Genomic DNA, 10,140 nt, shown 5'->3' on the forward strand with positions numbered 1-10,140 from the left:
TCCCCTCGATGCTCATCGACCATCCGCACGGCACGGTCGCGAAACTCAGGCGAAAACTTGTTCCTTGTAGCGTTCATCACAGCTCCTTCTCACAAATAGGAGCCTCCGGAAAACCCGGGACGCTTCAGGGATCAACCACGCCATGCGTCTCAACATCGCTTTGAGCACCGCCGCGAGCACCGTTGCCATCGGTCTTGCCGCGATCAGCGCCCCCGCTTTCGCCCAGTCGACCGGTTCGGTCGACTTCGACAAGGAGATCGTCGTCACGGGTACGCGCGGCGCCATCCAGCAGGTCGCTGGCGTGTCCGCGCCCGATACCTCGAAGGCCAAGGCCGTTCTGACCGCTGAAAACATCCAGCGCCAGAACCCGGGCCAGACCATTCTCGACACGATCAACCAGATCCCTGGCGTCAGCTTCCAGAACAACGACGCCTACGGTTCGGCGGGCGGCACGCTGACCATCCGCGGCTTCGATTCCTCGCGCATCAGCCTGACCTTCGACGGCATCCCGCTGAACGATTCGGGCAACTACGCGATCTATTCGAACCAGCAGCTTGACCCCGAACTGATCGAGCAGGTCAACGTCAACCTTGGCACCACCGACGTCGACAGCCCGACCGCTTCGGCCGTTGGCGGCACCGTCAACTACCGCACGCGCAACCCCAGCCATGACAAGGGTGTGCTGTTCTCGGGCTCGATGGGTGACTACAACTTCTGGCGCCTGTTCGGCATGGTCGAAACCGGTGACCTGACCAGCAGCGGCACCCGCGCCTGGTTCGCTGCCAGCCGCACCAAGAACAACGTTCCGTTCAACAACTACGGCAAGATCGACAAGCAGCAATACAACTTCAAGATCTATCAGCCGCTGGGTGGGGACGACTTCATCTCGATCGCGGGCAACTACAACCAGAACCGCAACAACTTCTTCGGTTCCAAGACCCTGAACGCGAGCTTCCCGAAGAACTCGGACGAACGCTTCACCTACCTCAACTATCCCTGCACCACCGATACGCCGCAGGCTGGTGTCGCCGACACCACCAACAGCTGTGGGACCGAATTCGATCGCCGCTACAACCCGTCGAACACCGGCAACATCCGCGTCAACTCGCGCTTCACGCTGGCTGACGGCGTGGTGCTGACGGTCGATCCGAGCTTCCAGTACGTGAAGGCCAATGGCGGCGGCACGATCACTGGCCGCGAAGGCAAGCGCACGATCGGTTCGACCAGCTACACCGGCTACCTCGGCAACGCCTATTACTTCGGCAAGGACCTGAATGGTGACGGCGACACGCTCGACCAGGTGACCCTGCTCGCGCCGAGCCAGACCCAGACCTACCGCATCGGCGTGATCGCCAGCCTCAAGTGGGACATCAACGACACCAACACGATCCGTGTCGCCTACACCTATGATCGCGCACGTCACCGCCAGACTGGCGAAGCGGGCTATCTGCAGTCGAACGGCGAGCCGGTGGACGTGTTCCCGGTCAACGATGGCATCACCACTTCGGATGGCTTTGCCCTGCAGAAGCGCGACCGCCTGTCGTTCGCTATCCTGCACCAGATCGCCGGCGAATATCGCGGCGAATTCATGGACGGCAAGCTGGTGGTCAACGCCGGCGTGCGCGCGCCGTTCTTCCGCCGCAACCTGACGAACTACTGCTTCACCACCTCGGCTGCCGGGTTCGTCGATTGCTTCGGCCAGAACGCCACGCTGAACGCCGCCTATGCGGCTGCCAACCCCTATAGCTTCAACAGCACGACCAATACTGTGACCGGCTATGCCGCCCCGCAGCAGCGCGTGTTCAATTACAACAAGGTTCTGCCGAACGTTGGTGTGGTGGTGAAGCCGGTTGACAACATCAGCCTGTTCGCCAGCTACTCGAAGGGCATCTCGGTGCCGGGCACCGACAGCCTCTACAACGCCTTCTACTTCCCGGCCGGTACGGCCCAGGCCCAGCCCAAGCCGGAAACCACCGACAACGTCGATGTTGGCGTGCGTTATCGTTCGGGCATCATCCAGGGCGAACTGTCGGGCTTCTACAACTACTTCCACGATCGCCTGGCCAGCGCCTACGATCCGGAACTGGACAAGACCGTCTATCGCAACCTCGGCAACGTGAAGAAGTACGGGATCGATGGTTACATCGCCCTTCAGCCGATCCCGCAGATCACGCTCTATGCCTTCGGCAGCGTCATCAAGTCGGAAATCCAGAACGACGTCCAGGTCAACTCGTCCACCTATGCGCTGACCGCAGGCAAGCGTGAATCGGGCGTGCCGACCTACTCGTGGGGTGGCAGCGTGCGTGGCTCGCTCGGTCCGCTCGACCTCGGCGTCAGCGTCAAGCGCACCGGTCCGCGTTACTACAACGACGAGAACCTGCCGGTCACCTCGGGTGGGAACACGATCTATCCCGCCAAGATCCCGGCCTACACCCTCGTCAACCTTGACGCGCGCATCGGTCTCGAGCCGCTGGGCCTGAACGACAAGAGCTACTTCCAGCTCAACGTCTACAACCTGTTCGACACCATGTATGTCGGCGGCGTTGGCGGCACCCTGCTGCACACCGCCACCTACTTTGCCCAGATCGGTGCGCCGCGCACCGTCAGCGGCACGCTGGTGATCGGGTTCTGATCCGCCTTACGGCACGGACCCAGACATTAAGGGGGAGCGCACCGCGGTGCCGCTCCCCTTTTTCGTTGGGGCCGCGGCGCGGCCTTACTGATAGACGCAGGCGTCGAGCGCTTCGTTGCGCACCACACCGCTGCGCTTGGCGATGGTGTTGCCGTGACGGCGGGTGAAACCGGCGGGATCGACCACTTCGCGGCGTTTCGGGGCGGGCAGGGCGGCGGCGATGCGCGCCGCCTCGATCCGGTTCAGTTGGGCGGCTGAGTGCTTGAAATAGCGCTGCGCCCCGGCCTCGACCCCGTAGGTCCCCACGCCCGTTTCCGCGACGTTGAGGTAAACCTCCATGATCCGCCGCTTGCCCCAGATGTTCTCGATCAGGAAGGTGAACCACACCTCCAGGCCCTTGCGGGCATAGCGGGTCCAGCCGGTGCCCTGCCACAGGAACACGTTCTTGGCCGTCTGCTGGCTGATCGTGGAGCCGCCGCGCAGGCGATTGGAGCGGGCGTTGCGCTCGATTGCCTTCTCGATCGCCTCGGTATCGAAGCCGTTATGGCTGCAGAATTTGGCATCCTCGCCGGCGATCACCGCGTCCACCATGGTGCGGTCGATCCGGCTGAGCGGGGTCCAGCTTTTGTCGAAGCCGTTGGGGTCCATGACCATCGTCAGCGTGACGGGAACCGGGACGAACTTGTAAAGCACGGTCAGCGCCAGGCTCCCGGCGACGAACCAGATCGCCGCGCGGGCGATCCACCATGATATGCGATAGCCGAAGCTGCGGTTGGCGGCGGGACGGGCGCGGGAAAGGAAGCTGGCCATTGACGCCGATGTCTAACCTATCGGGCGGACGATGTGGATAATCGTTTTACGCAAAGAGCGGTGCGAATACCCACCCCGGTGCGGCTGACCTCACATCCGTTCGGCAAGCCTTGCTCCCCTCCCGCAAGCGGGAGGGGCCGGGGGTGGGCAGGTATCAGGCAGCCGGAAGCAGACGCTTGTCGGCGGCAATCCGCAACATCGCCTTCTGCAGCTTTTCGAAAGCGCGCACCTCGATCTGGCGAACGCGTTCGCGGCTGACTTCGTATTCCTGGCTCAGTTCCTCGAGCGTCTGGGGATCGTCGATCAGGCGGCGCTGGGTAAGGATGTGGCGTTCACGCTCGTTGAGCGACTGCATCGCCTCGGTCAGCAGCGCGTGGCGGTTCAGCGCCTCTTCGCTTTCCTCGGCGATGGTATCCTGCAGCGGGCGTTCGTCCTGCAGCAGGTCCTGCCACTGGCCTTCGCCTTCGTCGTTGAACGAGACGTTGAGGCTGGCATCGCCGCCCATCATCATCCGGCGGTTCATGTTGACCACTTCGGCCTCGGACACGCCAAGGTCGGTCGCGATCTTCTTCACGTCGTCTGGGTGCAGGTCGCCGTCCTCATAGGCGTCGAGGTTCTTCTTCATCCGGCGCAGGTTGAAGAACAGCTTCTTCTGCGCCGCCGTGGTGCCCATCTTCACGAGGGACCAGCTGCGCAGGATGAATTCCTGCATCGAGGCCTTGATCCACCACATCGCGTAGGTCGCGAGGCGGAAGCCGCGATCGGGTTCGAATTTCTTGACGCCCTGCATCAGGCCGATGTTGCCTTCGCTGATCAGCTCGGACACGGGCAGGCCATAGCCGCGGTAACCCATCGCGATCTTCGCGACGAGACGCAGGTGGCTGGTTACCAGTTGCTTGGCGGCCTCGGGATCCTGGTGTTCCTGGTAACGCTTGGCGAGCATGTATTCCTGCTCGGCCGTCAGCATCGGGAACTTCTTGATTTCCGACAGGTAGCGGTTGAGGCTCTGCTCACCGCCCAGGCTCGGCATCGTCGAGCCGCCGTTCGACGGCAGGTTCTGGTTGCGTTCGGGCATACGAGTCATACGTCCTTTCATCGTCGGCCCACCCTTAAGGGACCCTTTATAGGCATCCCCCGGCGGTGGCCACACAGGCTTTCTATCTACACCAAAGCTTCAGCTTGGTGTCCTCAATTCGACCAACAGCCCCGCCATGTCGGCAGGCAGCACGCTTTCGAAGCGTATCGCTGCCCCCGTAACGGGATGGATGAAGCCCAGTACGGCAGCGTGCAGGGCCTGTCGGTGGAAGTGAAGCTGGGAAAGAATCGGCCTGAGCCTGGGGGGAGTGCGTCCATAAACCGGATCCCCCAATAGCGCGTGGCCGATTGACGCCATGTGAACGCGCACCTGGTGCGTGCGGCCGGTTTCCAGCCGGCATTCGACCAGCGCAGAGCCGGTGACGCGTTCAAGCGTCTTGTAATGCGTGACCGCGTGTTTCCCGCGGCCATCCTCGACCAGCGCCATCTTCTTGCGATCATGGCTGGAGCGGGCAATCGCGCCGCGCACCGTGCCGGACAAGGGATTGGGCAGACCGCCAACGATGGCAAGATAGGCGCGTTCGATCGAATGGTCGGCAAACTGCGCGGCCAGCCCTTCGTGGGCCTTGTCGGTCTTGGCGACCACCAGCAGGCCGGAGGTATCCTTGTCGATGCGGTGAACGATGCCGGGCCGCGCAACCCCGCCGATCCCGGAAAGCTGACCCTTGCAGTGATGCAGCAGGGCGTTGACGAGTGTCCCGTCGAGGTTCCCCGCCGCCGGGTGGACCACCAGCCCCGCAGGCTTGTCGATCACGATCAGGTGCTCGTCCTCGAACACGATCTTGAGGGGGATGTCCTGCGCCTGCGCTTCGGCGGGCACCGCCTCGGGCACGCGGATTTCGAAGGCGGTTCCGGCAGCGGGCTTGAGGCTGGCCTGCGCCGCGACCTTGCCGGACAGGAGGATGCGTCCATCGCCAAGCAGCGCCTTGATCCGCTCGCGCGAGAGGCCGCTGGCGTCGGCCAGCGCCTTGTCGAGCCGCTGGCCCGCTTCGGCTATGACGCCGGAAATGATGGATTCTCCCCCGTGCATTGCTAACAACTTGGGGATGGCAACCCGGCTGACAAGTGGCGCTTTGGCCACACTGATCGAAGAAGCGACGCGGGCGCATCCGCGCGAGGCTTGCGGGCTGCTGCTGGGGCAGGGGGACATGATCGAGACGGCGCTGCCCTGCGCCAATGTTCACCCCCAGCCGGAACGTCATTTCGAGATTGATCCGGCAGCACTGATCGCGGCGCACCGCGCCGCGCGGGCGGGCGGGCCGGAGGTTCTGGGCTATTATCACTCGCACCCCAATGGCCGCGCTGAACCTTCCGTCACCGACCGCGCGATGGCGGCGGGTGACGGACGGGTTTGGGCGATCGTGGCCAGTGGCGCGGTCAGCCTGTGGCGCGATGGGCCGGCAGGCTTTGTCCCGCTCGGTCAGGCATGAGGCTGGGGCGCGGCCTTCAGCAGGATCTGCGCGACCCCGGCCCGCGACAGCGGCGGCAGAAACCGGCAGCCCATCAGCGATTCCCGCTTCCACATGATCTGCGAAACGGCCGTCTGGCCTTCGGACAATTGAACCAGAAAGCTTTCGCCCGGTTCAAAGTCGCAATTCGAATGGATCATCATCCCCGTGCTCGACAGATCGAGCACTTGGACCAGCCCATCCGGCTTGCCTTCGAGCGTGAGATCGAGTCGCAGCTTCTTGCGTGATGCGCTGCGGCGTTCGTCTTGTTCCGAAAGATCAACGAGTTGTCCCAGGATCCAAGCCATGGAGCTTCCTCCTTATGGCTGAGTCTTGCGCCAATTGGTAAACGAGCCGTGAATGGCCTCCTAAGTACTGCCGGGCTTCCCCTGCCTGACAACGGGCGGTATGGGGCAGGAAACACCACAGGGAAACTTGATGACCGACGTCTCTCTCGAGCTTGCCAGCCTGCTCTGTTCGCGTCTTTGCCACGACATGCTGAGCCCGGTCGGTGCGCTTTCCAATGGCCTTGAACTCCTTGCCGAGGAAAAGGACCCGGAAATGCGCAAGCGCTGCATGGAATTGCTTGAGCAGAGCGCGCGGATCAGCGCGGACAAGCTTAAATTCTTCCGTCTCGCGTTTGGCGCGGCTGGCGGCTTTGGTGAACAGGTGCCTGTGGGCGAACCCAGGGCGCTGGTCGATGCGCTGGTCGCCAACAACGGCCGGATCGAGGTGAACTGGGCGCTGGGCGCGACGAGCCTGCCCAAGAGCGCGGTCAAGGTACTCCTCAACCTCTCGCTGATCGGCATCGACGCGCTCGTGCGCGGCGGCACGCTGGATATCGGGGCGGAGCAGCGCGAAGGCGCGAGCGAGATTGTCGTGCGTGCGGCAGGCCCCAAGATCGCCTTCGATCCCGCGGTCGGCGAAGCGCTCGATGGATCCTTGTCCCTGGCCGAGCTGTCCAGCCGCACCGCGCCCGCGTGGATGCTCAGCCAGTTGGCGGCGAAGCAGGGCGGCGGGCTGCAATATGCGCTCACCGACGAAGCGCTGGTAATGGGCGCAGTTCTTCCCGAAGGCTGATGGACGAGCTGATCGACTTCGAGGCGCCTTCGCCCAACTGGAACCAGCGCAAGCTGCCGATCTCGATGGTCGTGCTCCACTATACCGGGATGGAAAGCGCCGAAGCGGCGCTGGCCCAGTTGTGCGATCCGGCCAAGGAAGTTTCCGCGCACTACATGATCGAGGAAGACGGCACGGTGCACCGCCTGGTGCGCGAAGATCGCCGCGCCTGGCACGCGGGCAAGTCGTACTGGCGCGGCATTACCGACGTGAATTCGGCCAGCATTGGGATCGAACTGGTCAATCCGGGGCACGAATTCGATTATGTCCCGTTCCCGGATGCGCAGATGGAGGCGCTGCTGCCGCTGCTGTCGGACATCGTGCAACGTTACGATATTCCGCGTGCGAACGTGGTTGGCCATTCCGACATTGCGCCGGCGCGCAAGACCGATCCGGGCGAGCTGTTCGACTGGGACCTGCTTGCCGCCCACCGCCTGACCTTGCCCACCCCGCGCGTGAAGATGCCCAGCCCATACGAGAACGACGGCGCCTTCTTCCTCGCGTTGGAGCGTTACGGTTACGACATTTCGGACCAGGCCGCGGCGATGCGCGCTTTCCAGCGGCGCTGGCGCCCGCACATCATCGACGGGCAGGTCGATGGCGAATGTTCGGCGATCCTGTTCGCCTTGCTGCTTGATCGCGACGCCGGAAAGACTAGATAGATCGCTCGCCAGGGGGCCGGGCAGCCGCGCTATCCGCAAGGGTATCGAGGAAAGTCCGGGCTCCACGAAACGAGGGTGGCGGGTAACGCCCGCCGGGCGACCTGCTTGCAGGGAAGCCCAGGGAAAGTGCCACAGAGAGCAGACCGCCTGACTTGTCAGGCAAGGGTGAAAGGGTGCGGTAAGAGCGCACCGGGGCCCTGGTAACAGGGCTCGCACGGCAAACCCCACCCGGAGCAAGACCGAATAGGGGCGGCGCGCACGCAAGTGCAGGCTTGTTTCGAGCCCGACCGCCCGGGTTGGTTGCTGGAGCAGCGTGGCAACACGGTGCCGAGAGGAATGGCTGCCAGTGCGGATACGGTCTCCGATCAGGGAAACCTTGGGGATACCGTCCGCGCTACAGAACCCGGCTTACAGGCCCCCTGGCGAATAGGGCCTCACGCACCGCGCGGTGTCAACAGCAGGGCTTCGGACAGGGCGATCAGTTGCCGCAGCGCGTCTGCTTCGTGGGGCAGCAAACCCGCGCCAAAACTTGTTACTTCACGGCAGGAACGCAGCAGGGAGCCGGGCTCGCTGGCCAGGAGGGCGCGGTATTCCGCCAGATTTGCACAGCCTTCGGTATCCGCCCAGAGGCCGCCGCCAGGCATGGGGCGAGAGAAAAAGGACCACAAGGCGGCGACAGCCGCATCGGCTGCATCAACCACGCGCGGAACCAGCGCCTCGGGCGCGGCACGCTCCTTCAGCCGGGCGCGATAGCGCGCCTGCCGCTCTGCATTGCTTAGGGCCATGGCGCGTTAGCTAACGGGCAGTGGGCCGGGCGACAACGTCGTTAGTAACGAAAATGGCAGGGATTTCATGCCGTAACGGAGCTTTCGTTACGTTACGGCGCGAAGCCTGGCTGCCTCAGGGCCGTCCGATGCTTGAATAGGCGAAGCCCTTGGCGCGGACATCGGCAGGGGCATAGATATTGCGCAGGTCAACCAGGATCGGCTGCCTGGCGAGCTTCTTGACCCGGTCGAGGTCGAGCGCGCGGAAGGCGTCCCATTCGGTCACGATCACGACGGCATCGGCGCCCTCGATCGCGGCATAGGCATCCGGCTTCATCGCCACGTTGGGCATCAACGGAGCGGCCAGATCCATCCCTTCCGGGTCGTACCCGGCAACTTCGACGCCGGCGTCGTCCAACGCGAGCGCAATGGCGATGCTGGGGGCGTCGCGCATGTCATCGGTATTGGGCTTGAAGGTCAGGCCCAGCAGGGCAACCTTCTTGCCGCGCGCCGCGTCGGGGCCGCCCAGCGCTTCGATCACCTTGCGGCCCATCGCGCGCTTGCGGCTGTCGTTCACCTTGACCACCGCCTCGACGATCCGGGTCGGGGCTTCATAGTCCTCGGCGGTCTTGAGCAGGGCGAGCGTGTCCTTGGGGAAGCACGAACCGCCATAGCCCGGGCCGGCGTGAAGAAACTTGGAGCCGATCCGCCCGTCCATCCCGATCCCGCGGCTGACGTCCTGCACGTCGGCGCCAACCTTTTCGCACAGATCCGCCATTTCGTTGATGAAGGTGATCTTCACCGCGAGGAAGGCGTTCGCGGCATATTTGATCAGTTCAGACGAGCGGCGCGAGGTGAACAGGATCGGTGCCTTGTTGAGGAACAGCGGGCGGTAAACCTCGTTCATCACGCCGCGCGCCCAATCGTCCTCGGTGCCGATGACGATGCGGTCCGGACGCTTGAAGTCGGGGATGGCCGCGCCTTCGCGCAGGAATTCGGGGTTGGAAGCCACTGCGAACCGCACGCCCGGATTGGCTTCGGCCAGGATGCGCTCAACCTCGTCACCGGTGCCGACCGGCACGGTGGACTTGGTAACGATCACGGCCGGTTGTTTCAGGTTTTCACCGATTTCCTGCGCCACGGCATAGACGAATGACAGGTCGGCATGGCCATCGCCGCGGCGACTGGGCGTGCCAACCGCAATGAAGATCGCTCCGGCCCCGTCGATCCCTTCGGCCAGATCGGTGGTGAACGAAAGCCGCTCGGCCTTGACGTTCGATGCGACGAGTTCCGCCAGCCCCGGTTCGTAAATCGGCATGATCCCGGCCTTGAGGCTGTCGATCTTGGCGGGATCCTTGTCGATACAGACCACCTCGTGGCCGAAATCGGCAAAGCAGGCACCGGAAACAAGCCCGACATAACCAGAGCCGACCATCGCAATCTTCATCAAATGCTCCTTTGGGCGATGCTGATCGCGCCCTGATTCTCTGTCGCCTCGATAACCCAGCGCGAGGTTCCTTCAAGCCCAAGCGCGGTAAGGCGACCGCTCTCATAAGCGCCCGTATCGATGCCGATGCGGTTTCGCCTGACGTCCGGTTCGTCGAATATCG

General features: G+C 63.6%; 10 protein-coding genes, 1 other RNA gene and 1 pseudogene. 5 read left to right on the top strand and 7 right to left on the bottom strand.

What is annotated here, in order from left to right:
• The first annotated feature begins 142 nt into the window (after positions 1-142).
• Positions 143-2,632, top strand: coding sequence for a TonB-dependent receptor (locus ACE3SN_RS14450; protein ID WP_374531174.1), 2,490 nt, complete (start codon positions 143-145; stop codon positions 2,630-2,632).
• A gap of 84 nt (positions 2,633-2,716) precedes the next feature.
• Here the strand turns inward: ACE3SN_RS14450 and mtgA are convergent, their stop codons facing one another.
• From mtgA to ACE3SN_RS14465, 3 genes are all read right to left on the bottom strand, one after another.
• Complete coding sequence (gene mtgA, locus ACE3SN_RS14455; protein WP_374531176.1) at positions 2,717-3,442, bottom strand: monofunctional biosynthetic peptidoglycan transglycosylase; 726 nt, start codon at positions 3,440-3,442, stop codon at positions 2,717-2,719.
• A gap of 154 nt (positions 3,443-3,596) precedes the next feature.
• The gene (gene rpoH, locus ACE3SN_RS14460; protein WP_374531178.1) at positions 3,597-4,526 is read right to left on the bottom strand and encodes an RNA polymerase sigma factor RpoH; all 930 of its coding nucleotides are present in this window, start codon (positions 4,524-4,526) and stop codon (positions 3,597-3,599) included.
• A 90-nt stretch (positions 4,527-4,616) separates the two neighbouring features.
• The gene (locus ACE3SN_RS14465; protein ID WP_374531179.1) at positions 4,617-5,567 is read right to left on the bottom strand and encodes an RluA family pseudouridine synthase; all 951 of its coding nucleotides are present in this window, start codon (positions 5,565-5,567) and stop codon (positions 4,617-4,619) included.
• A gap of 16 nt (positions 5,568-5,583) precedes the next feature.
• On the opposite strand from ACE3SN_RS14465, the gene ACE3SN_RS14470 reads away from it, so the two are divergent.
• A complete protein-coding gene (locus ACE3SN_RS14470; protein ID WP_374531181.1) occupies positions 5,584-5,967 on the top strand; it encodes a Mov34/MPN/PAD-1 family protein in 384 nt (127 codons plus the stop codon).
• On the opposite strand, the gene ACE3SN_RS14475 is transcribed toward ACE3SN_RS14470, so the two are convergent.
• Positions 5,958-6,293: a PilZ domain-containing protein gene (locus tag ACE3SN_RS14475; RefSeq protein WP_374531183.1), complete on the bottom strand. Its 336-nt coding sequence runs from the start codon at positions 6,291-6,293 to the stop codon at positions 5,958-5,960. The genes ACE3SN_RS14470 and ACE3SN_RS14475 overlap by 10 nt on opposite strands.
• A gap of 130 nt (positions 6,294-6,423) precedes the next feature.
• On the opposite strand from ACE3SN_RS14475, the gene ACE3SN_RS14480 reads away from it, so the two are divergent.
• The 3 genes from ACE3SN_RS14480 to rnpB all read left to right on the top strand — a co-directional run bounded on the left by ACE3SN_RS14480 (position 6,424) and on the right by rnpB (position 8,193).
• Positions 6,424-7,065, top strand: coding sequence for a histidine phosphotransferase family protein (locus tag ACE3SN_RS14480; protein WP_374531185.1), 642 nt, complete (start codon positions 6,424-6,426; stop codon positions 7,063-7,065).
• Positions 7,065-7,766 carry an N-acetylmuramoyl-L-alanine amidase gene (locus ACE3SN_RS14485; protein WP_374531187.1) on the top strand — a complete coding sequence of 234 codons (702 nt, stop codon included), beginning with the start codon at positions 7,065-7,067 and terminating at the stop codon, positions 7,764-7,766. The genes ACE3SN_RS14480 and ACE3SN_RS14485 overlap by 1 nt, the downstream gene beginning before the upstream one ends.
• An 8-nt stretch (positions 7,767-7,774) precedes the next feature.
• Positions 7,775-8,193, top strand: an RNA gene (gene rnpB, locus ACE3SN_RS14490) — RNase P RNA component class A.
• 7 nt (positions 8,194-8,200) lie between these two features.
• Here rnpB and ACE3SN_RS14495 read toward each other — a convergent pair.
• The 3 genes and pseudogenes from ACE3SN_RS14495 to ACE3SN_RS14505 all read right to left on the bottom strand — a co-directional run.
• Positions 8,201-8,551, bottom strand: a complete 351-nt coding sequence (locus ACE3SN_RS14495) for a hypothetical protein (RefSeq protein ID WP_374531189.1) — start codon at positions 8,549-8,551, stop codon at positions 8,201-8,203.
• A gap of 115 nt (positions 8,552-8,666) precedes the next feature.
• Positions 8,667-9,977, bottom strand: a complete 1,311-nt coding sequence (locus ACE3SN_RS14500) for a UDP-glucose/GDP-mannose dehydrogenase family protein (RefSeq protein WP_374531191.1) — start codon at positions 9,975-9,977, stop codon at positions 8,667-8,669.
• Positions 9,977-10,140 (bottom strand): annotated as a pseudogene (locus ACE3SN_RS14505) (serine/threonine protein phosphatase); the annotation flags it as partial. The pseudogene ACE3SN_RS14505 and the gene ACE3SN_RS14500, both read right to left, overlap by 1 nt.

The sequence above is a fragment of the Novosphingobium sp. genome (assembly GCF_041915465.1).
Classification (GTDB): domain Bacteria; phylum Pseudomonadota; class Alphaproteobacteria; order Sphingomonadales; family Sphingomonadaceae; genus Novosphingobium.

What these genes read in the sequence shown, in the direction of transcription:
- ACE3SN_RS14450 (WP_374531174.1), top strand. Translation starts at nt 143, where the DNA reads ATGCGTCTCAACATCGCTTTGAGCACCGCCGCGAGCACCGTTGCCATC.
- mtgA (WP_374531176.1), bottom strand. Translation starts at nt 3,442, where the DNA reads ATGGCCAGCTTCCTTTCCCGCGCCCGTCCCGCCGCCAACCGCAGCTTC.
- rpoH (WP_374531178.1), bottom strand. Translation starts at nt 4,526, where the DNA reads ATGACTCGTATGCCCGAACGCAACCAGAACCTGCCGTCGAACGGCGGC.
- ACE3SN_RS14465 (WP_374531179.1), bottom strand. Translation starts at nt 5,567, where the DNA reads ATGCACGGGGGAGAATCCATCATTTCCGGCGTCATAGCCGAAGCGGGC.
- ACE3SN_RS14470 (WP_374531181.1), top strand. Translation starts at nt 5,584, where the DNA reads ATGGCAACCCGGCTGACAAGTGGCGCTTTGGCCACACTGATCGAAGAA.
- ACE3SN_RS14475 (WP_374531183.1), bottom strand. Translation starts at nt 6,293, where the DNA reads ATGGCTTGGATCCTGGGACAACTCGTTGATCTTTCGGAACAAGACGAA.
- ACE3SN_RS14480 (WP_374531185.1), top strand. Translation starts at nt 6,424, where the DNA reads ATGACCGACGTCTCTCTCGAGCTTGCCAGCCTGCTCTGTTCGCGTCTT.
- ACE3SN_RS14485 (WP_374531187.1), top strand. Translation starts at nt 7,065, where the DNA reads ATGGACGAGCTGATCGACTTCGAGGCGCCTTCGCCCAACTGGAACCAG.
- ACE3SN_RS14495 (WP_374531189.1), bottom strand. Translation starts at nt 8,551, where the DNA reads ATGGCCCTAAGCAATGCAGAGCGGCAGGCGCGCTATCGCGCCCGGCTG.
- ACE3SN_RS14500 (WP_374531191.1), bottom strand. Translation starts at nt 9,977, where the DNA reads ATGAAGATTGCGATGGTCGGCTCTGGTTATGTCGGGCTTGTTTCCGGT.